Annotated in this window: 24 protein-coding genes and 1 tRNA gene; 4 read left to right on the top strand and 21 right to left on the bottom strand. The window is 65.6% G+C overall.

The genetic code is table 11. The features are described 5' to 3' along the window. Nucleotides 1-27: 27 nt before the first annotated feature. The 12 genes from RCP80_RS06510 to rpmE all read right to left on the bottom strand — a co-directional run bounded on the left by RCP80_RS06510 (nucleotide 28) and on the right by rpmE (nucleotide 10,572). Nucleotides 28-951, bottom strand: coding sequence for a F0F1 ATP synthase subunit gamma (locus RCP80_RS06510; RefSeq protein ID WP_308481555.1), 924 nt, complete (start codon nucleotides 949-951; stop codon nucleotides 28-30). Between the two features lie 15 nt (nucleotides 952-966). After that, on the bottom strand, nucleotides 967-2,616 hold the full coding sequence (atpA, locus tag RCP80_RS06505; protein ID WP_308481554.1) for a F0F1 ATP synthase subunit alpha: 1,650 nt from the start codon (nucleotides 2,614-2,616) through the stop codon (nucleotides 967-969). A 48-nt stretch (nucleotides 2,617-2,664) separates the two neighbouring features. After that, the gene (locus RCP80_RS06500; RefSeq protein WP_308481553.1) at nucleotides 2,665-4,005 is read right to left on the bottom strand and encodes a F0F1 ATP synthase subunit B/delta; all 1,341 of its coding nucleotides are present in this window, start codon (nucleotides 4,003-4,005) and stop codon (nucleotides 2,665-2,667) included. Continuing rightward, entirely contained in the window at nucleotides 4,005-4,517 is a 513-nt protein-coding gene (locus RCP80_RS06495; protein WP_308481552.1) for a F0F1 ATP synthase subunit B, read from the bottom strand. The genes RCP80_RS06500 and RCP80_RS06495 overlap by 1 nt, the downstream gene beginning before the upstream one ends. 9 nt (nucleotides 4,518-4,526) lie before the next feature. Beyond that, nucleotides 4,527-4,772 carry a F0F1 ATP synthase subunit C gene (locus tag RCP80_RS06490; RefSeq protein WP_126332965.1) on the bottom strand — a complete coding sequence of 82 codons (246 nt, stop codon included), beginning with the start codon at nucleotides 4,770-4,772 and terminating at the stop codon, nucleotides 4,527-4,529. Between the two features lie 89 nt (nucleotides 4,773-4,861). Then, nucleotides 4,862-5,620: a F0F1 ATP synthase subunit A gene (atpB, locus tag RCP80_RS06485; protein WP_308481551.1), complete on the bottom strand. Its 759-nt coding sequence runs from the start codon at nucleotides 5,618-5,620 to the stop codon at nucleotides 4,862-4,864. An 8-nt stretch (nucleotides 5,621-5,628) separates the two neighbouring features. After that, nucleotides 5,629-6,114 (bottom strand): ATP synthase subunit I, encoded by a 486-nt coding sequence (locus RCP80_RS06480; RefSeq protein WP_308481550.1) that lies wholly within the window; start codon nucleotides 6,112-6,114, stop codon nucleotides 5,629-5,631. A 235-nt stretch (nucleotides 6,115-6,349) separates the two neighbouring features. Continuing rightward, nucleotides 6,350-7,606 carry a glycosyltransferase family 4 protein gene (locus RCP80_RS06475; RefSeq protein ID WP_308481549.1) on the bottom strand — a complete coding sequence of 419 codons (1,257 nt, stop codon included), beginning with the start codon at nucleotides 7,604-7,606 and terminating at the stop codon, nucleotides 6,350-6,352. Nucleotides 7,607-7,625: 19 nt separating this feature from the next. Next, nucleotides 7,626-8,279 carry an L-threonylcarbamoyladenylate synthase gene (locus RCP80_RS06470; RefSeq protein WP_308481548.1) on the bottom strand — a complete coding sequence of 218 codons (654 nt, stop codon included), beginning with the start codon at nucleotides 8,277-8,279 and terminating at the stop codon, nucleotides 7,626-7,628. Further along, the gene (gene prmC, locus RCP80_RS06465; protein WP_373693459.1) at nucleotides 8,276-9,163 is read right to left on the bottom strand and encodes a peptide chain release factor N(5)-glutamine methyltransferase; all 888 of its coding nucleotides are present in this window, start codon (nucleotides 9,161-9,163) and stop codon (nucleotides 8,276-8,278) included. The genes RCP80_RS06470 and prmC overlap by 4 nt, the downstream gene beginning before the upstream one ends. An 8-nt stretch (nucleotides 9,164-9,171) precedes the next feature. Further along, nucleotides 9,172-10,239: a peptide chain release factor 1 gene (prfA, locus tag RCP80_RS06460; RefSeq protein WP_308481546.1), complete on the bottom strand. Its 1,068-nt coding sequence runs from the start codon at nucleotides 10,237-10,239 to the stop codon at nucleotides 9,172-9,174. A 90-nt stretch (nucleotides 10,240-10,329) separates the two neighbouring features. Beyond that, a complete protein-coding gene (gene rpmE / locus RCP80_RS06455; protein ID WP_308481545.1) occupies nucleotides 10,330-10,572 on the bottom strand; it encodes a 50S ribosomal protein L31 in 243 nt (80 codons plus the stop codon). Nucleotides 10,573-10,871: 299 nt separating this feature from the next. On the opposite strand from rpmE, the gene RCP80_RS06450 reads away from it, so the two are divergent. Then, nucleotides 10,872-11,228, top strand: coding sequence for a hypothetical protein (locus RCP80_RS06450; RefSeq protein ID WP_308481544.1), 357 nt, complete (start codon nucleotides 10,872-10,874; stop codon nucleotides 11,226-11,228). A gap of 39 nt (nucleotides 11,229-11,267) precedes the next feature. Here the strand turns inward: RCP80_RS06450 and fadD1 are convergent, their stop codons facing one another. Next, nucleotides 11,268-12,875 carry a fatty-acid--CoA ligase FadD1 gene (gene fadD1 / locus RCP80_RS06445; RefSeq protein ID WP_308481543.1) on the bottom strand — a complete coding sequence of 536 codons (1,608 nt, stop codon included), beginning with the start codon at nucleotides 12,873-12,875 and terminating at the stop codon, nucleotides 11,268-11,270. A 202-nt stretch (nucleotides 12,876-13,077) separates the two neighbouring features. On the opposite strand from fadD1, the gene RCP80_RS06440 reads away from it, so the two are divergent. Next, nucleotides 13,078-13,632 (top strand): TetR/AcrR family transcriptional regulator, encoded by a 555-nt coding sequence (locus RCP80_RS06440; RefSeq protein ID WP_308482727.1) that lies wholly within the window; start codon nucleotides 13,078-13,080, stop codon nucleotides 13,630-13,632. 73 nt (nucleotides 13,633-13,705) lie between these two features. Here RCP80_RS06440 and rho read toward each other — a convergent pair whose 3' ends face one another. From rho to argS, 6 genes are all read right to left on the bottom strand, one after another. Then, nucleotides 13,706-15,688, bottom strand: coding sequence for a transcription termination factor Rho (gene rho, locus RCP80_RS06435; RefSeq protein WP_416223202.1), 1,983 nt, complete (start codon nucleotides 15,686-15,688; stop codon nucleotides 13,706-13,708). A gap of 398 nt (nucleotides 15,689-16,086) precedes the next feature. Further along, the gene (gene thrB / locus RCP80_RS06430; protein WP_308481541.1) at nucleotides 16,087-17,028 is read right to left on the bottom strand and encodes a homoserine kinase; all 942 of its coding nucleotides are present in this window, start codon (nucleotides 17,026-17,028) and stop codon (nucleotides 16,087-16,089) included. 12 nt (nucleotides 17,029-17,040) lie between these two features. Further along, nucleotides 17,041-18,126, bottom strand: a complete 1,086-nt coding sequence (gene thrC, locus RCP80_RS06425; RefSeq protein ID WP_308481540.1) for a threonine synthase — start codon at nucleotides 18,124-18,126, stop codon at nucleotides 17,041-17,043. A gap of 55 nt (nucleotides 18,127-18,181) precedes the next feature. Next, nucleotides 18,182-19,507, bottom strand: a complete 1,326-nt coding sequence (locus tag RCP80_RS06420; RefSeq protein ID WP_308481539.1) for a homoserine dehydrogenase — start codon at nucleotides 19,505-19,507, stop codon at nucleotides 18,182-18,184. Nucleotides 19,508-19,512: 5 nt separating this feature from the next. After that, nucleotides 19,513-20,931, bottom strand: a complete 1,419-nt coding sequence (gene lysA / locus RCP80_RS06415; RefSeq protein WP_308481538.1) for a diaminopimelate decarboxylase — start codon at nucleotides 20,929-20,931, stop codon at nucleotides 19,513-19,515. Further along, on the bottom strand, nucleotides 20,928-22,580 hold the full coding sequence (argS, locus tag RCP80_RS06410) for an arginine--tRNA ligase (RefSeq protein WP_308481537.1): 1,653 nt from the start codon (nucleotides 22,578-22,580) through the stop codon (nucleotides 20,928-20,930). Before argS ends, lysA begins: the two co-directional genes overlap by 4 nt. Before the next feature lie 127 nt (nucleotides 22,581-22,707). On the opposite strand from argS, the gene RCP80_RS06405 reads away from it, so the two are divergent. Beyond that, nucleotides 22,708-22,783: transfer RNA gene (locus RCP80_RS06405), tRNA-Arg, on the top strand. 180 nt (nucleotides 22,784-22,963) lie between these two features. Beyond that, nucleotides 22,964-23,770, top strand: coding sequence for a hypothetical protein (locus tag RCP80_RS06400; RefSeq protein WP_308481536.1), 807 nt, complete (start codon nucleotides 22,964-22,966; stop codon nucleotides 23,768-23,770). 35 nt (nucleotides 23,771-23,805) lie between these two features. On the opposite strand, the gene RCP80_RS06395 is transcribed toward RCP80_RS06400, so the two are convergent. Further along, nucleotides 23,806-24,660, bottom strand: a complete 855-nt coding sequence (locus tag RCP80_RS06395) for a hypothetical protein (protein WP_308481535.1) — start codon at nucleotides 24,658-24,660, stop codon at nucleotides 23,806-23,808. After that, complete coding sequence (locus RCP80_RS06390) at nucleotides 24,657-25,970, bottom strand: DUF8453 domain-containing protein (RefSeq protein ID WP_308481534.1); 1,314 nt, start codon at nucleotides 25,968-25,970, stop codon at nucleotides 24,657-24,659. The genes RCP80_RS06395 and RCP80_RS06390 overlap by 4 nt, the downstream gene beginning before the upstream one ends. Nucleotides 25,971-26,028: the final 58 nt, after the last annotated feature.

The raw sequence follows: 26,028 nt of genomic DNA, 5'->3' as shown, positions 1-26,028 counted from the left end.
ATCTCTTCGCTTTCCTACGGTGTGGGTCTATTTGGCATCGGCCAACGCATTGGCGCCGCCGACGATCTCGCTGATTTCCTGGGTGATCTGGGCCTGACGCTCGCGGTTGGCTTGCAGCGTGAGGTCCTTGATGAGGTCGTCGGCGTTGTCGCTGGCGGACTTCATCGCTCGGCGCCGCGCCGCGGACTCCGAGGCCGCAGCCTCGAGCATCGCCGCGTAGACACGGGTCGCGACGTAACGCGGGAGCAACTCGCCGAAGAGCGTTTCGGCATCCGGCTCGAAGGAGAACAGCGTGTGCGGTCCTTCCTCGGCCTCGCCCACATACTCGACCACCATCGGCGCGATCCGACGCGCCTCGGCGACCTGCGAGAGCATCGACCTGAACTCGGTGAACACGATGTGCAGTTCATCGACGCCCAGGACACCGTCGGCGCCGGCATCATCACCGTCGTCGTCCTGGCCGGACATGAACGCCTCGACCAAGGTGTCGGCAATCACCTTGGCGTCCTCATAGGTGGGCCGTTCAGAGAAACCGGTCCACGATTCAGTGACCTCGCGGTTACGGAAGCTGTAGTAGCCCAACGCCTTACGGCCGACTACGTACAGCACCGCGTCTTTACCCTCGTCCCGCAGGAGCGCCAAGAGCTCCTCGGCCTGCCGCAGCACATTCGCGTTGTAGCCACCGCACAAACCGCGGTCCGACGAGACCACCAGCACGGCAGCGCGCCGGGGGTTCTCGCGTTCCACGAGCAGTGGGTGATCCAACGCGCTGGCACCGGCCAGGTCGGTCAGCATGGTGGTGATTTCCTCGGCGTACGGCCGGGCCGCCTCGACCCTGGCCTGCGCCTTGGCAATCCGCGACGTCGCGATCAGTTCCTGGGCCTTGGTGATCTTCTTGATCGACCCCGCGGAACGGATGCGGCCGCGCAACTCGCGCAGTGTGGCTGCCATCTGGTATCCGGATCCCTACTTCTTCTTCGGCGGAGCGGACTTGCGGACCTTGACCGACTCCTTCTCGACGTCCTCGTCCGACATGGCCTCGACCTTGTCGTCGACGACTACCGAGCTGCCGTCGGTGGCCTGGAAGCCCTTCTTGAAGTCGTTGATGACCTCGACGAGCTTCTCCTCGGTCTGCTCCGAGAGCTTCAGGCTCTCCCGGATCTCGGTGAGGATCCCGTCGTGGCTGGCCTTCACGTGCTCGAGCAACTCGGTCTCGAAGCGCTGCACGTCCTCGACCGGGACCGAGTCCAGATGGCCCTTGGTGCCGAGGAAGATCGCGACCACCTGGTCCTCGACCGACATCGGCGAGTACTGCGGCTGCTTGAGCAGCTCGACCAGACGGGCACCGCGCTCCAGCTGCGCCTTCGACGCGGCGTCGAGGTCGGACGCGAAGGCGGCGAACGCCTCCAGCTCGCGGTACTGCGACAGATCCAAACGCAGCGAGCCGGCGACCTCTTTCATGGCCTTGATCTGGGCCGCGCCACCGACGCGAGACACCGAGACACCGACGTTGATGGCCGGCCGCACGCCCTGGTTGAACAGGTCGGACTCCAGGAAGCACTGGCCGTCGGTGATCGAGATGACGTTGGTGGGGATGAACGCCGAGATGTCGTTGGCCTTGGTCTCGATGATCGGCAGCCCGGTCATCGATCCACCACCGAGCTCGTCGGAGAGCTTGGCGCAACGTTCGAGCAGGCGCGAGTGCAGGTAGAAGACGTCACCCGGGAAGGCTTCGCGGCCCGGCGGACGACGCAGCAGCAGCGAGATCGCGCGGTAGGCGTCGGCCTGCTTGGAGAGGTCGTCGAACACGATCAGCACATGCTTGCCGTCGTACATCCACTGCTGGCCGATGGTCGAACCCGTGTAGGGCGCAAGCCATTTGAAGCCGGCGGCGTCGGAGGCGGGGGCCGCGACGATGGTGGTGTACTCCATCGCACCGCCCTCTTCCAACGCCCGCTTCACGCTGGCGATGGTGGTGCCCTTCTGGCCGATGGCCACGTACACGCAGCGGACCTGCTTCTTGGGATCGCCGGACTCCCAGTTCTCCCGCTGGTTCAAGATGGTGTCGATGCACACCGCGGTCTTACCGGTCTTGCGGTCGCCGATGATGAGCTGACGCTGACCGCGACCGATCGGGGTCTGCGAGTCGATCGCCTTGATGCCGGTCTGCAGCGGCTCGGACACTCCCTGCCGCTGCACCACCGAGGGCGCCTGCAGTTCCAGGGCGCGACGGGCGTCGGCCTTGATGTCGCCCTGACCGTCGATGGGCTCACCGAGCGGGTTCACGACGCGTCCGAGGAAGCCGTCACCGACGGGCACCGAAAGCACCTCGCCGGTCCGCTTGACCTGCTGGCCCTGCTCGATCTTCTCGAAGTCGCCCAGGATCACCACACCGACGCTGTGCTCGTCGAGGTTGAGCGCCACACCGAGCACGCCACCTGGAAACTCGAGAAGTTCCTGCGTCATGACCGAGGGCAGGCCCTCGACATGCGCAATACCGTCGCCAGCGTCAATGACGGTACCGACCTCTTCACGCCCTGTGTCGGCGGAAAACGAGGATACGTAATCCTCGATGGCACCTTCGATATCAGCAGCGGAGATTGTCAACTCTGCCATGGTCTTTCGTTCCTGCCTTCGTTTGTCTACTGCTCGAGTTCTAGTTGGTCAGTCCGGCAGGCCGGCGCGGGCCGCCGCCAACCGCGATGAAATAGCCCCGTCGATGACCTCGTCGCCGACCGCGACTTGCAGTCCACCCAGCAGGGCCGGGTCGATGCTCAGCTGCACCGCAACCGGATGGCTGTAGATGCGGCCCAGGATCTCGGTGAGACGGTTGCGCTGCGCATCGCGGAGATCGGCCGCGGCCGTCACGTGCGCCACGATCTCGCCCCGCCGAGAGACCGCGAGTTCCGCCAGGTCAGCGACGGCCAGATCGGCGCGTGCACCCCGCAGCAGCTCGACAGTCTGGCTCAGCAATGCAGCAGTGGTCGGGTTCGCCGTCCCCACCGCATCGCCAAGAATCTTGTGCAGCAAGCCGACTCGACGTTCCGCCGGCGTGGTGTCGTCAGACAGCAGCGCCGTCAATCGCGGCTGCTCGTCGAGCACCCGGCCGAATCGGAACAGTTGGTCTTCGACCTGCTCGCTCTCGCCGGCGCGGTCCGCCCCCACCAGCAGGGCCAACCTGGCGAGATGCTCGATGGCATCGATCAGGTTTGCTTCGACCGACCAACGCTGGGCCACCGCGGTGCTCACGAGCTCGAGCGCGGGTGCACCGATCTTTCCACCGAACAGCGTGTTGGCCATCCGAATACGGGGCTCAGAGTCATCGGCCGGATCGGCGAGGTGCTTCAGCACTACCGATTCACTGAGCAGAACCCCGGCCACCGCGGCCAGTTCGTCGGCCAGTGTGCTCAGCGCACCGGCGTCAAGATCCTTGGTGACCTGCTCGAACTTCTTGGCCACCTCGGCGAGGGCCTCACGACTGGAAGCCCGCAGATTCAGCGAGGCGCCGGCGTCGAATGCCGCCGCGGACGGCGACATCGCATCGAGTTCGTCGAGGAACCGATCGACCGTGGCGGCTTGCGCTTCCGGGTCGGCGACATAGTTGCGGACTATTTCACTGGCCTTCTCGACCGATTCCGCGCCGAGGCCCTGTCGCAGTTCCCGGATGGTCTGCTGCTGCAGGAGATGCACCTGCTGCTCACCCAGACTCCGAACCCGCTCGGCCTCGAGTGCCGCTTGCTCACGGAGTTGCTCGGCGATACGCACGGAATCGGTGCGAGCCTCCTCGGTGATCCGCTGCGCATCCTTCTTGGCGTCTTCCAACGCCTTGGCGTGGTCCTCGTCGGCACTCGCGAGCTTCTGCGACGCCGACTGGCTCTCGTCCAGAGCCTCCCGGACCGCGTCCTGCTGCGCCTTCATCATCTTGGCAATCAGCGGTACGACGTACTTCCGCAAGAGCAGAACGATGAGGGCGAACCCGATGAGGTTCCCGATAAATGTGGACATCAGCGCCTCCCGTCCGAGGCAACGGCCCCGGAAACATCGACCCCGAGTATCCGGCTCGCGAGCTTGGTCGAAAGACCGTCAACCGATGGCTGCAATTCATTCGAGGTAGCGGACGCGGTCTGAGAAAGCTGCTCGCTTGTGCGTTGGAGCTTCTCGCTGACCTCACCGCTGGCGCCGGCACGCGACTCCTCGATCTGCTTGCGACCTTCTGTTCGTACTTCGTCACGGATGGCGGAGGCTTCCCCCCGCGCACCCGCAATCGCCTGCTCATAGTCGGCGCGAGCCGCGGCCATTTGCTCCGCGGCCTTCTTGTTGTCGGCGGCAGTTTTGGCCAGCATGGCCTCACGTTCGGCGAGCACCTTGCTGATCGGCGGCACCACCCATTTACCGATCACACCGAGCACGATCAGGAAGATGAACAGCACGACGAAGAACGTGCCGTTGGGAAGCAGGAAGTTACCTGTCTCCCCCACGTCCTCCGCCGCCAGGACGGTTGCGGTCAATTCACCCATATCGCTGAATTAGCCGACCGGAGTGGCGAAGACGAAGAGCGCCATGAACGCGAGGTTGATGAAGTACGCCGCCTCGACCAGGCCGACGGTGATGAAGAACGGAGTGAACAGTCGGCCCTGAGCTTCCGGCTGACGTGCGATACCCGAAATCAGCGCGTTACCGGCAACACCGTTACCGATACCGGCACCGATCGCGCCGCCGGCCATGATCAGACCACCGCCGATGAGCGCGCCGGCAGCGATTGTGGGATCCATTCATATCCTCCTTGATAGCTGGTAGCCGTTTGTCCACCAGGGGTTCTTTGTTGGTTCTGGCTCTTGTTTCTTGTTACAAGTCGGTCGGGTCAGTGCGCTTCCGCGTGTTCATCGTCATGGTCGAGTTCCATCGCCTGCCCGAAGTACAGGATGCTCAGCAGCGCGAAGATAAACGCCTGGATGAGGCCGATGAACAAGTCGAAAGCCTTCCAGATCGCGTTCGGCGCCCACAAGATGTACGCGGGGAACATCGCGATCAAACCGACCATGATGCTGCCGGCGAAGATGTTGCCGAAGAGTCGCAGGGACAGCGAGATCGGCTTGGCCAATTCCTCGACGAGGTTGATCGGGGCCAGGAATGTCACGTGACCCTTGAGCAGCTTGACCGGGTGGCCGATCACGCCCCGGCGCCAGATGCCGGCCGCGTGATAGGCGATGAAGACGAACCCTGCCAGCGCGAAGACGAAGTTGACGTCGGAGGCCGGCGCCTTGAGCAGTTCGTGTTCCATCCCGCCGCTGGTGTACTGCAGCGGCAGCACCGCAATCCAGTTGGAGATCAGGATGAAGGTGAACAGGCTGACCGCCAGCGGCAGCACGAACGGGGCGATCCGCATGCCGATCGCACTCTCGACCTGCTGGCGGAACTGAATCGTCACCGTCTCGAAGAACAACTGCACACCGCCGGGCACACCGGTCGAGGTGACCTTGGCGCGAAGGAAGAACGCCAGGGCGATGACGATCGCCGCGGCGATCGCGGTCGACAGCACGGTGTCGACGTTGACCGTCATACCAAACCACTGCTGTTGAACGTGGTGTCCGACCTGGAGAGCGAGGACGTTTTCAGTCATGTGCGGGTTCAATCCTTCGAAGCAAATCCGTCGTTGGAGGCAGGCTTGGAAACAGGCTCGGAAACAGGCACTGCGGCATCGTCGGAACCAGAGCGCAGTTTCTTCAGGACCGGCAGCGAGGTCGTCGCCACCAGCAGAACCTGGAACAACGCCAGGCCGAACAGCACTCCCAGACCCGTCGGGCGGAAGTAGAACGCGATGACCAGACCGATCACGGTGACGACCAGCAGGCGCGTCGCCGAGTTCATCGCCATCTGGCTCTTGAGCGGATGATCCTTGGCGGTGATCGCTTCGACCGCTCGCCGCACCATCAGCGCGTTGAACAGACCGAGGCCCAAACCGATACCGAAGAACACCCCGAACATCGCATGACCGAGGAAGGCCGCCGCGGCCGTCACGAGACCGGCGAGTACGACACACATCGCGAACAGGCGCACCGGCCTGAATGCAACGGACGGAAACACCAACGGCGCGTCCTGCGCTGGCGTCGTCACGGCCTCTCCTCTATCTCGCGGCGGTTGCGTGCCCGCTGAGCGTATCGGAGGCGCGCATGCGCCCTCGACTCACCCAAGGGGTAACTCCCTGTACGTCAAATAAGTGTCGGTCTACTACCGGTCGTTGGTGGCGCCGATCGGACTTTTCAGACCGTGGGCCGGGCCGGCAACCCGCGAGGTTTTTCGGGTTCTGCCAGAACGGTACCACATGGTAGAGGCCCGAATCGGGGGCCTACTACTTAACGTCGTATCGGCCTTCGAAGTAGTCCTCGAACCCGTCTTCGAGGCCCCGGTTCGAGCGCCGCAGCAAGGGAATCAGGGTCACGACGACGGCGACGACGATCGCCGCCAGCATCACCGCGCCGGTGTAGCGCGGATCGACAAAGATCGTGCTGGCCGCGCCGAACGCGACGATGCCGACCCATAGATAGATCAACAACACGACGCGTCGGTGCGAGTGGCCGATCTGCAACAGTCGGTGATGCAGGTGCATCTTGTCGGGGCTGAACGGGCTGCGCCCGGCGCGGGTGCGGCGGACGATGGCCAGCAGCATGTCCAGGGCCGGCACGAACACCACCGCGATCACCAGCAGGAACGGCGACAACAGCGCGAATACGTCGCGGGCGCCGTAGGCGTTCTGGGAGATGGGCCCGGCCGCCGTCGTGGACGCGGCGGCCAGCATCAAACCGATGAGCATCGATCCGGAGTCGCCCATGAAGATCTTGGCCCGGTGAAAGTTGTGGGGCAGGAACCCCAGGCAGGCCCCGGCCAGCACCACCGAGATGACTGCCGGCGGATAGAACAGCACGTCCCCGCCGTGGTCCGCGAGCAGCCCCACCGAGAAGACGCAGATCGCCATCGCCGTGATCAGGCCGAGTCCGGCCGCCAACCCGTCCAGGCCGTCGACGAAGTTCATGGCATTGACCACCGACACCGTCAGCGCGAGCGTCAGCAGGATCGACGCCGTCTGATCCAACACGATGGTGCCCACCCCGCCGATCGGGATGTACAGCACGCTCCAGGCCACCCCCATGGTGACCAGCACGCTGGCCGCGGTGATCTGGCCGGCGAATTTCGTCAGCGCATCCAGTCCCCAGCGGTCGTCGATCAGACCGATCGCCATGATCAGCCCGCCGGCGACCACCACGGCGGGCATCCCGCTGGAGTACACGAACCCACGCGTCAGCGCCGGCAACTGGGAGGCCAGAAAGACCGCCGCCACGACGCCGATGTACATCGCCAGCCCACCCATCCTGGGCGTGGGTTTGACGTGCACGTCCCGGTCGCGGGGTATGGCGACCGCACCAATCTTGGTGGCCAGCACGCGGACCGGGGTGGTGGCGAAGTAGGTGATGATCGCCGCGGTCAGGCCCACCAGGGCCAACTCGCGCAGCGGGACGCCGGCGCCGCGGTCGGAGAGGGCGAACAGACCGTCGGCCAGAACCGTGCCTGGACTGCCTGCACTCACCACCGCATAAACCGTACTGGACATCGCCAAGACCCCAGCGGAATCAGTCCTGCAGCGACTCGGGCGCCACGCCGAGCACGCTCGCGAGGGACTCGGCGGAGATGGGGCCCTCCCGCAGGATTCTGGGTGTCGGGCCGGTGAGGTCGACGATCGTCGAGGCCGCACGCTGCTCGGCGGGGCCGCCGTCGAGGTAGACCTGGATCTGGTCGCCGAGTTGCTCACGCGCCTCGTTGACCGTCACCGCGGGCGGGTAGCCGGAGATGTTGGCGCTGGAGACGGCCATCGGGCCCACGGCCCGCAACACCTCGATGGCCACCGGGTGCAGCGGCATCCGCAACATCACGGTGCCGTCCGCGTCGCCGAGATCCCACTGCAGCGATGGGGCCTGGCGTACGACGAGGCTCAGCGCGCCCGGCCAGAACGCCCGAATCAGTTCGCGGGCCGCCTGCGGCACCGTGTACACCAGTCCTTCGATGGTGTGCCAGGACCCGACCAGGACCGGGACCGGCATGTCCCGGCCGCGTCCCTTGGCCGCCAGCAGAGCGGCCACGGCGTCGCTGTCGAATGCGTCGGCACCCAGGCCGTAGACGGTGTCGGTGGGCAGCACCACCAGTCGCCCGTCCCTGGCCGCGCTGACCGCCGCGGCGATCCCGGTCTGCCGCTGGTCCGGGTCGGCGCAATCGAACAATCTGCTCATGACTGCTGCTTCCTCTGGGTGGCGGGGCCGCGGCCACGCACGGCGGTCACGAACCGCGGCCGCCCGGCGAGATCCGGTCGCGGTCGGATCTCGTCGAACAACGCGGTGCGGCGGATCAGATCGACAGTAGCGGCCGAGGTGGTGTCGTCATGCTCGACGGCGTACCCGCCACCTGCCTTCAGCCACCGCCCGGCCAGCGCGGTGACCGGGCCGATGACGCTCATCCCGTCCGCTCCCCCGAACAAGGCGTGGTGCGGATCGTGTTCGGCGACTTCGGGTTCCAGCGGCGCCCCAACGGGAATGTAGGGCGGGTTGCAGACCACGAGGTCCACTTGGCCGTCCAGTTCGCGCAGCAGGTCCGGTTCGGTGACGTCGGCCTGGAGCACCCGCACCCCGGTGCCCTCGGCGTTGTGTCGGGCGTACTCGAGGGCCGCGGCCGAGTCGTCGATGGCCAGGACGGTGGCGTCCGGTCGATGACGGGCGAGCGCGACGGCGAGGGCACCGCTGCCCGTGCACAGGTCGACAATGAGCGGATTCGGCTGCGATGCAAGCGTTCCCACCTCGCGCATCGCCCACTCGAGCATCGACTCGGTCTCTGGTCGCGGGATGAACACCCCCGGTCCCACCCGCAGCGTCAGCGGGCCGAACGGCGCGGTGCCGACGAGGTGTTGCAGCGGGATCCGCTCCGACCTGGCGGCGACGAGACTCCGGAACCTGTCGACAAAGTCTGCGGACGGGTCCGCGAGCAGTAACCTGCCGCGGTCGACGCCCAGCACGTGGGCGGCCAATTGCTCGGCATCGGCGCGGGCCGAGTCGACACCGGCCGCCGACAGCGTCCGAGTAGCCGCGATGAGCTCGTTGGCGACGGCCGTCCGCGTGTCCACGCGCGCCATCAGCTCTGTTGAAGCCGGGTTTGCTTATCGGCGGCGGCCAACGCATCGAGAAGCGCGTCGAGTTCACCGTCGAGCACCTGATCGAGATTGTGGGCCTTGAACCCGATGCGGTGATCGGTCAGCCGGTTCTCGGGGTAGTTGTAGGTACGGATGCGTTCGCTGCGGTCCACCGTGCGGATCTGGCTGGCCCGGTCGGCGGAGGCGCTGGCCTGGGCTTGCTCCTCGGCAAGCGCCTGCAGGCGCGCCGCGAGGACCTGCAACGCCCGGGCCTTGTTCTGCAGCTGCGAACGCTCGTTCTGACAGGTCACCACGATGCCTGTGGGCAGGTGGGTCAGGCGCACCGCGGAGTCGGTGGTGTTGACCCCCTGACCACCCTTGCCGGAGCTGCGATAGACGTCCACCCGCAGGTCCGACTCGTCGATCTGGATCTGGCCGATCTCCTCAGGTTCGGGGTAGACGAGCACGCCGGCGGCCGAGGTGTGCACCCGGCCCTGGGATTCGGTCACCGGGACCCGCTGGACGCGATGAACCCCGCCTTCGAACTTCAGCCGCGACCAGACCCCGTCGAGCGAATCGCCCTTGCTGGTGATCGACAGCGTCGCGTCCTTGTAGCCGCCGAGGTCCGAGGTGGTCTCGTCGAGGACCGTCACGCTCCAGCCGTGCCGTTCGGCATAGCGGATGTACATCCGCGCCAGGTCGGCGGCGAACAGGGCCGATTCCGCGCCGCCCTCACCAGATTTCACCTCGAGCAGGATGTCGTCGGCGTCGTGCGGATCGCGCGGGGCGAGCAGGTCCATCAGTTGCTGGTCCAACTCGGCAACCCGCGACTCGAGTTCGGGTATCTCCGCGGCGAACGATTCGTCTTCGCCGGCGAGTTCGCGCGCCGCTTCGAGGTCACCGCGCGCCGCCTCCAGCTTGCGATAGGTCCCGACAATCGGCGAGACCTGCGAGAAGCGGCGGGCCACCCGGCGCGCGTTGCCCGCATCGGCATGCAACTCCGGTTCGCTGAGTTGCCGTTCGAGGTCGGCGTGTTCGGCCAACAGCGCGTCGATGGCACTGGTGGTCACGCGAGCCTCCTAACGCCGACTGCTTCCAAGTGGCAAAAAGAACCGGCGCCCGACAACCGCATACGCGGGCATCGGGCGCCGTTCACACAGCTATTTGTCGTCGGCAGCCTTGGCGTCGTCGGCAGCCTTGCGCTTGCCGTAACGCTTCTCGAAGCGGGCGACGCGGCCGCCGCTGTCGAGGATCTTCTGCTTGCCGGTGTAGAACGGGTGGCACTGCGAGCACACCTCGACCACGATGTGGCCGCTGTTCTTGGTGCTGCGGGTGGTGAAGCTGTTGCCACAGCCGCAGACCACGGTGGTCTCTTTGTAGTCAGGGTGAATGCCCGTTTTCATGGTGTCCTCTTCAATCGTCGGCCGCCGGGTCGCCCGCTCTGAACTGGTGTGTTAGGGCGTGAACCGGAACCGGAGGTGGTCGGCGGTCCATTATGCCAGTTCAGCCGCCGTAGTCCTAAACGCCTGGGAACGCCGCCCGATTCCCGCGGTGAAATCCCCCGGGCGCCACCAGTGCGTTCCCAGATTTTGGAACGGCCGGCCGAATTTCATGTGTTGGTCGCGGCCGCGCTGGGTAGCCCTGAAGACAGGACAGCGGCAGCACCGCCGATGATCCCATCCACACGAAGAGGAGACGCGCGATGAAACTGAAGCAGCTACTCGTACCTAGCGGGATTGCCGCTGGCATCGGGGTGGCGGCACTCGGCCTCACCGCGGGACTGGCCCAGGCGGAGACCACTCCGGCTCCGGCGCCCCCGGGTCCCAGCGTCGATGTCGACGTACCGCCGGTGCCCGCCATACCGCCCGCACCCGATGTCGTGATTCCGCCGCCGCCGGCCATCCCGGCCCCGCCCGCGATCCCGCCGCCGCCGGATGTGAACGTCAACGTGCCGGCCCTGCCGGCGATCCCGGCCCCGCCGGATGTGAACATCCCGGCTCCGCCGGCGATTCCGGCCCCGCCGGCCATCCCGCCGGTGCCTAACGTCAGCGTCGGCTGACACCAGCCCGGCTACGGCATCACGGTCGCCGCATCACCTTCAGGTGGTGCGGCGATCGTGTTCTGTGAAGGTCGCGCTGCGCGCGGGCCGGACCCAGAGCCGGCCGCCGTCGGGGGACGGACCCAACGCCACCAGCGACCGCTTGAGCACCTTGTTGGTGGCGGTCGACGGTAGGGCGTCGGTGATCCAGACCCGGCGCGGCCACGCCTTCGGTGACAGGTCCGCTTGCGCGGCCAGGAAATCCCCGAATTCCGTGGCGACCAGGTCGGCATCCGGATAGGGCACGATCGCGGCCATCACTTGGTCGCCGACGTGCTCATCCGGCACCGGATACACGGCGACCTGGTTGATCCCGTTGTGGCGCAGAAGAATCCGCTCGATGGGCGCGGAGGTCATGTTCTCGCCGTCCACGCGCATCCAGTCGGCGGTACGCCCGGCCAGGTAGATCCACCCGTCGGCGTCGCGGTAGGCCAGGTCTCCCGACCAGTACATGCCGTGCCGCAGCCGGTCATCGGTGGCGGCGCTGTCGTTGTAGTAACCCTGGAACAGTCCCGCCCCGGTGGTGTTCACCAGTTCGCCGATCGCCTTGTCCGCGTTGGCCAGTGCGCCGTGCGACGTGAACTCCGCCACCGCGCATTCGGTGACGGTGTCGGGATCGTAGATCGCGACGCCGGGGAAGCCCTTGCCTACCGAACCCGGCGGGCAGTCGTCCTCACGGGTGACGATCACCGCCCCCTCGCTGGAGCCGAAACCGTCCCATACGGTGCAGCCGAAACGGCGACCGAACTCGGCGATGTCGCGGTCGCTGGCCTCGTTGCCGAAGGCAACCCGCAGCGGATTGTCGGCATCGTCGGGTTGCTCCGGTGTGGCCAACACGTAGGCCAGCGGCTTGCCGACGTAGTTCAGGTAGGTGGCGCCGTAGCGCCGCACATCATGCAACAGCCCCGAGGCCGAGAACGTCGCCGGCGCCATCGCGGCGCCGGCGCCCACGGCAACGCTCCAGCCGGCCAGCAGCGCGTTGGAATGAAACAACGGCATGGACAGGTAGCAGACGTCCTGCGGCGTCACGGCGAACCGTTCCACCAGCGCCAAGCCGGCGAACAGCACCGTCATGTGGGCGATTTGGACGGCCTTCGGGTCGCCGCTGGTCCCGGAGGTGAAGATCATCATGAAGGTGTCGGTGGGCCCGACCTCGCGAAGCGGTACCAGCGGGCCGGCCTCGGCGAGCAGCGTGGCCCAGTGCGGCGTGCTGGTGTCGAGGACCTGCACACCCGGCAAGTCCAGCCCCTCGATGAGGCCACGGTGCTCGGCATCGGTGAGCAGGATCTGGCAGTCGGCGTGGCGGATGTCGCGCTGCAGGGCAGGCCCGCGACGGGTGTTGTTGATGCCGCACAACACATAGCCGCCGAGGCCCGCGGCGGCCATCGCGGCGAGCATGTCGGGAGTGTTGCCCAACAGCGCGCCCACGTGCGCCGGTCGGGTGGTGTCCATGACTCCCAGCAGCGCCGCGGCCTGCGCCGCCGCCTCGTCGAGGTGCTCCTGCCAGGTCCATTGCCGGTCGTCGAACCGCACCGCGAGGGCGGTCTCGGCCCGCCGAGCGCGCAACAGTTCCTGAATGGTCTGGAATGTCGGGGAAGCCTGTGCCACCGGTCGTACCGCCCAATCCGTGAGTGTCAGTGAACAGAACCTTAGATTTGTCTACTCCATAGTCGGCGCATCACCCCCCGTGGGTGCGGCACCGCTCTGCGAAGATATGCCAAACGGCCGTATGACGTGAGGACCTGACACCGTGATCGACAGCTCCGACACCAACGCCCCCGCGGCCGTCCCGCCGGTGCGTGAGCGCCTGATGGATGCTGCGGAGGAGTGCCTGCGCACCAAGGGTATTCGCGCCACCACCGTCTCCGAGGTGGCAGAACTGGCCGGCGTCTCGCGCGGCTGGCTGTACCGCCATTTCCCGGACAAGGCCGCCCTGCTCGGTGCTGCGATCGTGCGGCTCAATGATGCGTTCTGGGGTGAGGCCCATACGGTGCTGGCCGAGATCGACAACTTGGCAGCGCAGATCGCCGAGGGCATCCGACTGGGGCGCAGCGCCTACGACTCACCGGGAGCGCTGGTGATGAAACTCCGGGTCGATGAGCCCGAGGAGTTCGCCGCGTGTGCCGGCGCGGGCGTGCAGGGCCTGATCCCGGACCTGACCGCATTTTGGGAGCCCTACCTGGCGGCCGCCCTGGACCGCAACGAAATCGAGGTCGAGAACCTGTCCGAGGCCACCGAGTGGGTGGCCCGGAACCTGCTGAGTCTGGCGACCGTGCCCGGCCAACACGTCGACGTCGACGATCACGACGCGGTGTCGCGCTTCCTCAACCGCTATTTGATGCCCGCACTGGCACCTCGAACCTGAACCGGGTCCGCAACCGAAGAATCCCCCGACGCGCGACGGCGGCGAGGGATTCTCCGGTTGTTGCGGCTGCGGGTCAGTCCATGTCTTCCGGCGACTTCGGAGCCGTCTTGGAGACCTGAACCAGGAACTCGTAGTTGGTCTTGGTCTTGCGCAACTGGCTCATCAACAGGTCGATCGCCTGATGCGAATCCAGCCCCGACAGCACCCGACGCAACTTGTGCACGATGGCGAACTCGTCGGCGCCGAGCAGCAATTCGTCCTTACGCGTACCGGACGGATTGACGTCGACCGCGGGGAACACCCGGCGTTCGGCGATCTTGCGGTCCAGCTTCAGTTCCGCGTTGCCGGTGCCCTTGAACTCCTCGAAGATGACCGTGTCACCGGTCGAACCGGTCTCCACCATCGCGGTGGCGACGATGGTCAACGAGCCACCCTCTTCGATGTTGCGGGCCGCACCCAGGAAACGCTTGGGTGGGTAGAGCGCGGTGGAGTCCACGCCACCGGACAGGATTCGGCCCGAGGCCGGCGATGCGTTGTTGTACGCACGACCGAGGCGCGTGATGGAGTCCAGCAGCACCACAACGTCTTTGCCCTGCTCCACCAGGCGCTTGGCGCGCTCGATGGCCAGCTCGGCCGCCTGGGTGTGATCGGACGGCGGACGGTCGAAGGTCGAGGCAATGACCTCGCCCTTGACCGAGCGCTGCATGTCGGTGACCTCTTCCGGCCGCTCGTCGACAAGGACGACCATCAGATGGCACTCGGGGTTGTTGCGGGTGATCGCGTTGGCGATGTCCTGCATGATCGTCGTCTTACCGGCCTTGGGCGGGGACACGATCAGGGCGCGCTGACCCTTACCGATCGGCATGATCAGGTCGATGACCCGAGTGGTCAGCTTCTCCGGGGCGGTCTCGAGGCGCAGCCGCTGATTCGGGTACAGCGGGGTCAGCTTGCCGAACTCGGGACGGTTCTTCGCCGCATCGACGGGTCCGCCGTTGACGCTGTCCAACCGGACCAGCGGGTTGAACTTCTGGCGCGGATTCTTGTCGTTGCTCTCGCCCTCCCGGGGCACCCGCACCGCGCCGGTGACGGCGTCGCCGCGGCGCAGACCGTTCTTGCGCACCATGTTCATCGAGACGTAGACGTCGTTGGGTCCGGCCAGGTAGCCCGAGGTCCGGACGAACGCGTAGTTGTCCAGCACGTCGAGGATGCCCGCGACCGGCTGTACGACGTCATCCTCGCGCAGTTCGGTCTCGCCGCCGCCCTCACCGGAACGCTCGCCGCGGCGCCGACGGTCACGGAAACGACGTCCGCGCCGACCGTGCCGGCTGTCGTCGTCATCATCGGAGTTGTCGGCGTTGCCGCCGCGGTTCTGGTCGCCGCGGCTTTGCTGATCCCCACGGTTCTGCTGATCCCCGCGGTTCTGGTTGCCGCGGTTCTGCTGGTCACCACCGCGGTTCTGCTCGCCACGGTTCTGCTGGTCACCACCGCGGTTCTGCTCGCCGCGGTTCTGGTCGCCACGGTTCTGCTGGTCACCACCGCGGTTCTGCTGGTCACTGCGGTTCTGGTCGCCACGGTTCTGCTCGCCGCGGCGGTTCTGCTGCTCGCTCCCGCGGTCCTGCCTGGTGTCCTCGCGGCCGGCGGTTGCGCCGTCTTCGGCACCGGCACCAGCGGAATCGGTCTGCACCGCCTTGGCGGGCTTCTCAGCGGCCGGAGCGCCGGAGTCACGGGAAGCGCCCCGGCGCTCACGGCGCGGGGTCTCGCTGCGCTGGCCGGCGTCTTCGGCGGGCGCCGCCGGGGCGGCTTCGGCCTTCGGCTCGGTGGCGGCAGGCGTGGACGCATCCGCAGCCTGGGCGTCTTTGGCAGCGGCCTTGTCGCCGGCCTTACGGGCCTGGCCGGCGCTGGCGCCCTGTTTGGGCTCAGGGCTGTCGTTGGAGGGGGCGCTGTCGCCCGCCGACTGGCGTTCGCGGATCGCGGCGATCAAATCGCCCTTGCGCATTCCGGAGGTGCCTTTGACACCTACCTTGGCGGCCAGCGCACGTAGCTCCGGCAACACCATGCTGGCCAGTGAGTTTGCTTCCTTGGCCGGGGCCTTTGCGGCGGCGGCGGGAGGGTCGGAGTTCACAGCCTGGGGCAGATCCGCCTTCGAGGTGGCGTCCCCAGCCGTAATGAGGTCCGTATCAGTCACGGATTTCCTTTCTTCCCTCGCGGTGTGTCCAGCAAGGGTTCGGTGTGCCGGGTTATCCCCGGACACGAAGTGCCACCGTCAGCTTGGCAACGGCGATCTCCGGGATTCGCGGCTAAACGACGAACCGTCGGTGCACGAGTAAGACACGAGAATTTGAGTGATAGTCCTAGTGTCGGCGCAGAAGACGCTGCGAATTGCCGGGACGGCAACGAGGATAGCCTGCATTTTTACCGGAAGCAAGCAAACCCACCCTCAGTGCGTCTCGGGGCTCACGCGCTGGCCGGAACCCCGGAAGTCCAGCGAACTGCTTCCCCGACGTCCACCTGCCGGACGGTGAATCCGTGCGAAGCGGCGAATTCGCGGGCTTGGGCGGGCAATGTCGACTGGGTAGTCAACGCGAGAACCGCAGGTCCAGCACCGGATAGTACTGCTGCCAATCCACAACGGCGCAGCAGCCCCAGAAATTCCGCGGAGGCCGGCATTGCGGCGGCGCGCTGCGGCTGATGCAACACGTCCTCGGTCGCGGCCATCAACAGGTCGGGACGCTCGGTCAGGGCAACCACCAGCAGCGCGGCACGGCTCAGGTTGAACCGGGCGTCGTCGTGGGAGACCTGGGCGGGAAGCAGCACGCGGGTCTCCGCGGTGGAGGATTGAATCTCCGGGATCGCAACGTAGAGCCGGATCGCAGGGTGCAACCGCAGGCCGGCCGCACAGTACCCCGGTGCGGCACCTGCCTCCGTCCAGGAGACGACGCCGCCGCCGAGGACCGCGGCCGCGGCGTTGTCGGGATGGCCCTCGAATTCCGAGGACAGCTGGACGAGGGTCTGTTCATCACACGGTGCGCTATCGGTCTGCGCGACCAGCCCATTGGCGGCCGCGAGGCCACCGACGACCGCCGCAGCCGATGATCCCAGGCCGCGGGAATGCGGAATTGTGTTGCGGCAGCGAACAATCAGCCCGCCAGCCTGCACACCCGCGGCCGCCAAACCGCGCTCGATCGCCCGCACCACGAGATGCTCTGGGCCCGTCGGCACTTGGCCGGCGCCCTCGCCCTCGACCTCCACAACGAGGCCGGATTCCGTTGACTCAACGGCGATTTCGTCGTAGATGCTCAACGCCAGACCGAGGCTGTCGAACCCGGGACCGAGGTTGGCGCTGGAGGCGGCGACGGTCGCCTTCGAGACGAGACCGGCGGGCAGAGTGAGAGTCATCGGAGCACCACGTTAAACCAGGCCCAGCTTCGCGACCACTGCCGCGGGATCGACGGGAACCGCCTCGACCGACGGCATCCCCTTCAAGGCGGTGTCCGGATCCTTGAGCCCGTTACCGGTGACGGTGCAGACCACGGTGGAACCGCGGGCAATCCAGCCGTCCTCCACCGACTGGAGCAGGCCTGCGATGCTGGCCGCCGAGGCGGGTTCGACGAACACGCCCTCGGTGCGGGCCACCAGGTGATAGGCGGCCAGGATCTCCTCGTCGGTTGCCGCGATGAACCGGCCGTCGGACTGCTGCTGGGCGTCCACGGCGGCCGACCACGAGGCCGGCGAGCCGATGCGGATCGCGGTGGCGATGGTCTCGGGCTCCTTCACGGGCGCACCGTGCACCAGTGGGGCGGCCCCGGCGGCCTGCGTTCCGAGCATCCGGGGCAGCTTTTCCACCAGGCCGTCGCGGTGGTATTCGCGGTAGCCCTTCCAATACGCCGTGATGTTGCCGGCGTTGCCGACCGGCAGCGAATGCACATCCGGCGCATACCCGAGCGCGTCGACGATTTCGAACGCCGCGGTCTTCTGCCCTTCGATCCGGACCGGATTGACACTATTGACCAGTGCAATGGTCGGGTAATCGGCGGTCAGCTTGCGCGCCAGTTCCAGACAGTCGTCGAAGTTCCCGTCGATCTGGATGATCTTCGCGCCGTGCATGACGGCCTGCGCGAGCTTGCCCATCGCGATCTTGCCCTGCGGGATCAACACCGCGCAGGTGATGCCGCCGCGGGCGGCGTAGGCCGCCGCCGAGGCCGAGGTGTTGCCGGTCGAGGCGCACAGCACCGCCTGCTGACCGCGGGCCACCGCGTCGGTGACCGCCATCGTCATACCGCGGTCCTTGAACGAGCCCGTCGGATTGAGCCCCTCCACCTTGAGGTGCACGGTGCAACCGGTGTACTCGCTCAACCGCTTGGCGTGGATCAGCGGCGTGCCACCCTCGAGCAGGGTGATCGGCGTCCAGTCCGCGGCCACCGGCAACCGGTCGCGGTAGGCCTCGATGAGGCCAGGCCAGACCTGATGCACCGGAGTCTTGGCGGCGTTATTCATTCGCTCGCTCCTTCGCCCGGCTCGTGCCTCGCTCGGCATCGTCGACTCGCTGCCTTCATTCGCCGGCTCCTTCCATACGCAGCACGCTGGCCACACTGGACACGGCGTCATGACTTTCGAGCGCAGTAATGGTCTCACTGAGCGCGGCGTCGGTGGCACGGTGGGTGAGCACCGCGATCCGGGCCCCCACCCGCTCGCCGCCCTCGTTGACCACGCCTTCCTGCCGAACCTCGGCAATGCTGACCTCGCGCTTGGCGAATTCCGCCGCGACCGAGGACAGCACACCGGGCTTGTCGCTGACATAGAGGCTCACGTAGTACCGGGTCGGGATGACACCGATTGGAGCGATGGGCAGCTTGGCGTACTTGGACTCGCGTGGACCACGGCCGCCGTGCACGCGGTTGCGGGCGGCCATCACCAGGTCGCCCAGGACCGCCGAGGCCGTCGGAGCACCGCCGGCGCCCTGCCCGTAGAACATCAACCGGCCGGCCGCGGCGGCCTCGACCACCACTGCGTTGAACGCCCCGCCCACCGCTGCCAGCGGATGATCCAAGGGCACCAACGCCGGATAGACCCGCGCCGAAACACTCTGGTTACCGTCCGCGCCGTTGACCCGCTCGCAGATCGACAGCAGTTTGATGGTGCAGCCCAAGGCCTTTGCCGACTCGAAGTCCTCGGCGGTGACCTTGGTGATGCCCTCGCAGTAGACGTCGTCGGCGGTCACCCGGGTGTGGAACGCGATCGAGGCGAGGATCGCGGCCTTGGCGGCCGCGTCGTGGCCCTCGACGTCGGCGGTCGGGTCGGCCTCGGCGTACCCGAGGGCGCTGGCGTCGGCCAGGGCACTGTCGTAGTCGGCGCCGGTGTCGTTCATCGCCGACAGGATGTAGTTGGTGGTGCCGTTGACGATTCCGGCGACCCGCAACACGGTGTCGCCCGCCAGTGACTGCGTCAGGGGACGGATCACCGGGATCGCGCCGGCGACAGCGGCTTCGAAATAGAGGTCGACGCCCGCCTTTTCGGCGGTCTCCGCCAGCTTTCCGGCCGACTGGGCCAGCAGGGCCTTGTTGGCGGTCACCACCGATTTGCCGTTCTCCAGGGCCGCGAGGATCGCCTTGCTGGCGGGCTTCACCGGACCCATCAGTTCGACGACGATGTCGACGTCGTCGCGCGCCACCAGGGCGTCGATGTCGTCGGTGAGCAGTTCGACCGGCACGCCACGGTCGTCGGCCACTCGCCGCACCCCGATGCCGCGCAACTCCAGCGGTGCGCCGACCCGGGCGGCGAGGTCCTTGGCGTCGGCCTCGAGAATCCGGACGACCTCACTGCCGACATTGCCCAGCCCCAGTACCGCGACCCCGATCGGCTTCTGACTTTCGGCCATGGCGCTCACCTCACTTCCAAACTCAACAGGTCGTCAATCGTCTCCCGGCGCAGCACAAGTCGTGCGGCGCCGTCCCGAACGGCCACTACGGCCGGCCGGCACAACAGGTTGTACCGGCTCGACATCGAATAGCAGTACGCACCGGTTGCCGCGACGGCCATCAGGTCACCCGGGGCGACATCGTCGGACACCCAGGTGTCCCGGACCACGATGTCGCCGCTCTCGCAATGCTTTCCGACGATGCGGGCGAGCACGGGTTCGCCGTCGCTGAACCGGGACACCAGCCTGGCGTCGTATTCGGCGCCGTACAGCGATGTGCGGATGTTGTCGCTCATCCCGCCGTCCACGCTGACGTAGCGGCGCTGGGACGTCGCGCTGATCGCGACGTCCTTGACGGTGCCCACCTCGTAGAGGGTGACGGTGCCCGGGCCGGCGATGGCGCGGCCGGGTTCCACGACCAGCTTCGGCGCGGGCAGCCCGACTGCGGCCGATTCGTCGGCGACGATCGACAGCAGCTTGTCGGCAAGCTCCTGCATCGGCGGCGGATCATCGGTCGGGAGGTACGAAATGCCCAGTCCCCCACCGAGGTCCACCGTGGATATCTGCGCGGTCTTGTCCAGACCGAATTCGGCGACCACGTCGCGCAGCAGCCCGAGGACGCGGCGGGCGGCGACCTCGAAGCCGGCCACGTCGAAGATCTGCGAACCGATGTGGCTGTGCAGCCCGACCAACCGCAGGTTCTCGGTCTCGAACACCCGTCGCACCCCGGTCATGGCGGCGCCGCTGGCCAGCGATAAACCGAACTTCTGGTCCTCGTGCGCGGTGGAGATGAACTCGTGGGTGTGGGCCTCGACTCCGACGGTGACCCGCAGGAAGACGTCCTGGACCACGCCGGCCGCAGCGGCGATGGCATCAAGGCGGTCGATCTCGATCATCGAGTCCAGCACCACGTGCCCGACGCCGGCCTCGACGGCCGCGGTCAACTCGGCGACCGACTTGTTGTTGCCGTGCAGCGCGATCCGCTTTGGTGGGAATTCGGCGTGCAGGGCCACCGCCAGCTCACCGCCGGTCGACACATCCAACGAGAGCCCCTCCTCGGCCACCCAGCGCGCGATCTCGCTGCACAGGAAGGCCTTCGACGCATAGTGCACATGCGCGCCGCCACCGAATGCCTCGGCGATCTCGCGGCAGCGTGAGCGGAAATCGTCCTCGTCGATGATGAACAGCGGGGTGCCGTACTTGCGGGCGAGTTCCGACACCGACACTCCGGCGATGGACACCTCGCCACCCTCGCCGCGAACCAGGTTGCGCGGCCAGACGTTAGGAGCCAGCAGCAGCACCTCCTGGGGGCTCTGCGGCTTGGGGGGCGCACCGGCGTGGTGGACCTCTTCGGCGTGCCGGGGGCCGGCGGGGTGCGCGTTCACATCCGCTCCGGTGCGGTCACGCCGAGGATCTGCAGTCCGTTGGCGATCACCTGGCGGGTGGCCTGGCACAGGGCCAGCCGCGCCCGATGCAGATCGCCCGGTACCTCGTCGCCCTGCGGCAACACCCGGCAGGTGTCGTAGAACCGGTGATAATCCCCGGCGAGGTCCTCCAGGTAACGGCACACCCGGTGCGGCTCCCGCAGGGACGCAGCGGTTTTCAGCACCCGGGGGAACTCGCCGACGTTGCGGATGAGCACACCCTCTTTGTCGTGGGTGAGCAGTTCGAGGTGGTCGGTGTCGGCGATGAGCCCCAACTCGGCGGCATTGCGCGCCAACGCCGAGAGCCGCGCGTGGGCGTACTGCACGTAGTAGACCGGGTTTTCGCTGGACGCCGAGGACCACAGCTCCAGGTCGATGTCGATGGGGGTGTCCACCGAGGAGCGGGTCAGGGCGTAGCGCGCGGCGTCGACGCCGAGGGCCTCGACCAGGTCGTCGAGGGTGATGACGGTGCCGGCGCGCTTGCTCATCCGGACCGGTTGGCCGTCGCGGACCAGGTTGACCATCTGGCCGATGAGCACCTCGACGGTGTCGGGGTCGTCACCGAGGGCCGCCGCGGCGGCCTTGAGCCGGGCGATGTAGCCGTGGTGGTCGGCGCCGAGCATGTAGATGCACAGGTCGAAGCCGCGGGCCCGCTTGTCCAGGTAGTAGGCCAGGTCGCCGGCGATGTAGGCGGGTTCGCCGTCACTCTTGATGACGACGCGGTCCTTGTCGTCGCCGAAGTCGGTGGTGCGCAGCCACGTCGCACCGTCGTGGTCATAGATGTTGCCGGTCTTGCGCAGCTGGGCGATCGCCTCGTCGACCCGGCCCGAGGTGTGCATCGAGTCCTCGTGGGTGAAGATGTCGAAGTCGGTGCCGAAGTCGTGCAGCGACTTCTTGATGTGGGCGAACATCAGGTCCACACCGATGGCGCGGAAAGTCTCCTGCTGCTCCGCGGCGGGCTGGCTCAGCGCGTCGGGTGCCTTGGCGATGACCTGCGCGGCGATGTCGGCGATATAGGTGCCGGCATAGCCGTCCTCGGGCGCGGGCTCGCCCTTCGCGGCGGCCACCAGCGACCGGGCGAAGCGGTCGATCTGCGCGCCGTGGTCATTGAAGTAGTACTCGCGCACCACCTCGGCGCCCTGGGCAGCGAGCAGCCGGCCCAGTGCGTCGCCGACCGCGGCCCAGCGGGTGCCGCCGATGTGGATGGGTCCGGTCGGGTTGGCGGAGACGAACTCGAGGTTGACCTTCAGGTCGGCGAGCTCGTCGGCGTGGCCGTATTTCGCGCCGGCCTCGAGGACGTTGTTGAGGATCACGCCCTGGGCCGAGGCCTCGATGCGCAGATTGACGAACCCGGGCCCGGCGACCTCGGCCGAGGCGATGCCGGCGGCGGAGGTCAGGGCCTCGACCAGCCAGCCGGCCAATTCACGCGGATTGACGCCGACCTTCTTGCCCAGTTGCAGGGCCACGTTGGTGGCGTAATCCCCGTGTTCCGGGTTGCGCGGCCGCTCGACGGTCACCGTGGCGGGCAGCGCAGCGGAATCGAGGTCGTGGGCGGCCAGCACCGCAGCAGCGGTGCTCTTCAGTAGCTCGGCCAGATCGGCGGGGGTCACGGGGGTCCATCCTATGGTCTCCGGTGGTGAGGCCCCGAATCCGTTCCGATGCTGGCGCTGCCCCGATGATGCGTTAGTCTGTGCAAGCCCAATGGCTCAGCTTGTTCTGGCGTGTTCCAGACACTGCGCCCCCGTAGCTCAGGGGATAGAGCGTCTGCCTCCGGAGCAGAAGGCCGCAGGTTCGAATCCTGCCGGGGGCACCAAGCCGAAAACCCGCTCTCACCAGCTAGTATAGGCCGATTCGACTCACCTGCCCGGCAGGGCTCAACGATGATCCAACCATCATCGTCTTCGCTGGTAGTTGATATCTGTTAGCTATCGATGCGCAGTCCGTGCCGCTAGTATCGCGAACGGCGTAGGCCAACGCGACGGGAGGAAGCGACTTGGCCATCGATTGCAAAGCCAACTCGTACCGCATTCCGCGTTTGGCGCTCGCGTTCGCGATTTTGACCTTTTGCGTCTTCTGTCTGCTGGCGAGCAGGTTCACGGTGTGCAACGTCGAAACTGTCACTGAAAAGGGCGAGGCGACTGTCACCAAAACTTGCGCCGGTCCCACGATCACAGACGCAGGCACGGTTGCGGTCGCATTGCTTGTCATTCTGTTGCTGGTACCCGACATGAGCGAAGTTGGCGTCTTCGGCGTATCACTCAAACGTCGCTTGGAGGCTGCCGAAAAGAAGGCCGACGCGTCGGAGACAAAGGCGGCTGCGTCCGAGCAGAAGGCGGAACGGCTAGAACTTCAATTGCAAGCGCAGACCCAGCGCCTCGACCTCCTCAGCCAGAACCTTGCGCACGCCAGCGCACAGGGAATCGGCAATATGTACATCATTTCAGGCGAGACTATCGACAAAGCGGACGAGAACATGCGGACGAAGGTCGACGCGTTCGTGCACGGTCGCGAATCCACGCCGACCTTCGCTGAGCCCCCGGCACCAGTATCCAGTTCTGACCCGACGATGGTTGTCAAACTTCTGGAGAACTGGGAGAAAATCAAAAGGTTCGACACGATTCTTCCCGCCACAGAACTTGGGCGATTTAGAACCGTCTTTGAGCAAGAATTACAGATCGTGCAGGCGGCCCGAAATACCGTCGCGCATTCGCGCCCAATATCCGCCAGCGATCTCGAGAAAGCAGTCGATATATCCGACCAACTGGTCGAAATCCTGCGCCGAACTCCCTGGGGCCATTAAGTAAGTCGTGGGCATAGGCGGCCACGCCGCAACCGTCAGGGCTTTGGGCGCATCGTCATCGTGTAGACGATGTACTTGTGCTCGGTCGGGTTCGACCAGGTGAAGTTAACCCGCTTTCCGACGCCGTTTAAATTCCATTCCATGTAATCGGGCCGTTCCAACGAGCCACGGAACGGGTTCTTTACGCCATTCACTTCGGTGTAACCCCGATTGATAGGAAACAAAGTGAGACCAAACCCGACACCGTTCAATTCGACCAAACCGCCGCCGAGTGTCTGGTCTTCGTGCCATAGAAGTGGCCGGACGCCCCAGAAATTAGTCGTAGAGTGTTCTATTTTCGTAAATGGATCATAGCCAAGATCTGTGTTGTCCGGGTCGCCCGCCACGCACAAACCCATACCGAACGGCCACTGCGTGCGACCGAGCAGGAAGTCAACCGCTTGCGGCGGGATCGGACTGCTGACTTGCCCTTGATTGGCCGAAAATGCTTTACCCGCAGCATGATTCAATAGTAGTTTGAGTGCCCACCGTTCTAGATCGTCGCCCGAGACCGTGATTACTTCGCGTTCGCCCCATGCGCCAGCGCCGCCTAGAAAGTTGAGTGCAATGCCTCGCACGAAAGACGCGAACTCAAACGCGGCCTTGTCGGCCTTGCCCAACAAGGTGTTGTGGTTGCGGCACAACGCATTTACGACGAAGTACTTCGGCTGCACTTCGTGGCGAACGCCGAAGCCGTGGTCGTGTTTGACCCTCACAGACGAATCATTGAACGTGTAGAGCTTGATCAACGAATGCGAGATGTAATGCTCACCGGAGATTTTTGTAGAACACCCGCCGTGCAGATTAGCATAACATTTTGGATGTTGGAATTTGGGATCTTCGTCCGTCACGATGGTCTCCTAATACACCAAATCTGCGTACCTTCGCGCTCTCGGATGGAATCGCCATCCGATCTGAATAGCTCAAACACAGCGCCGAAGTCTTCGAATTCATGCTTTTTGATGAAAGCGACCCGCCAAGCCTGGCCGACTTGGAATGATTCGTCATCGCCAGGAATGAACCAGTCACCGATATTGACTGTCTCGATTGGAATTTGCGACGCGTCGTTGGGGTTCGGCCGCCTCCATGGGTCGTCGCCTTTTCGGCCCGACATCGCCCATTCAAGGTGATCGTGCGATTCGCGAGATTCCTGCGCCTCCGCATTAGATATCGAGCGCCTATATTGGCGTTCCTCGTCGTCGCTGCTGGTGTATATCCAGATACCGTCATGCTCGGTGCCGAATTCGGCCAAACGGCGGTGGATAGCTCCGAGACCCCTGTTCTGTTCTTTTAATTGCTGCTCTAGGGTCTTGGCGAGATCGTGCACCGTTTTGATGTCAACCCATGTCGTGCCCTTGAATAATTCGGAGTCAAGGACTGCCTTTGTCTCAAAGTGTTTTCCATGACTGTCTTCGTAAGTCACCACTGCGGTGTGCCTAGGTGGCAGCGTCATGTCTGCGATGGCCTGCTCGTACGAATAGGCTTCGCCGGTGTAGCTCATGTACGCCTGAATCATAAGTTTCTGCTCGTCAGTCAGCTCGGGTTCTTTTTTTCCGGCAACGGGTGCCCATTCTTTCTGATGTTGCTTCCGAGAGACCGAGTGATCCCAACCGGTCCGCCATTCTTGGCCCGGTGCAAGTATCGGGAACTCTGGTATTGGAACGTCGGCCAGCTTGCCTTTCGAAAGCAGATTTGGTGTCGCCTTCAGCGGTGGGTCAAATGCCGCTTTGACATGGTAGGCCGGGGTAGTTCCGAAGTTCTTAACGACGATCTCGACGAACTGTTTTGCCGACGGATTGAGTTCGGTGTACAGGACGACGTTTGGTTGTGCTTGTTCTTCGGCGATCCTGACCTGAGTTTCGATTGCCTCTCGCGCGTGACGCTCTTGATCCAACCGCGCTTCTCGCGCCTCACGGACCTGCTCCTGCGCTTTGTCAACTTGTTGCTTTGCGTAGCGACCGGCGACGACAACGGTCACGATTCCGACTGCGACGGCAACCCATGCGGCCAGCGCTGACCAGACTTCGGGCGGCATGTAGCGCACCATCCAGCGGTAGACCGCTCCGAGCTTGCCGGACATGTCCAACACGGCAACAGAGCTCAGCAGGAGCAGGATTGCAAACGGCCACCATTGCGTTGCAAACGCGCTCAGTTTGCCCATGCGGCGATCGTAGGCATTTGCGCCGACACGTTCCCGCGACGACACACCACCGCCCTTG

Origin of the sequence: Mycolicibacterium sp. MU0053 (genome assembly GCF_963378095.1) — a bacterium.
In the GTDB taxonomy this organism is placed as follows: Bacteria; Actinomycetota; Actinomycetes; order Mycobacteriales; family Mycobacteriaceae; genus Mycobacterium; species Mycobacterium burgundiense.
The sequence above is the reverse complement of the archived record's forward strand: the minus strand, read 5'-3'. Positions and strand labels throughout refer to the sequence as shown.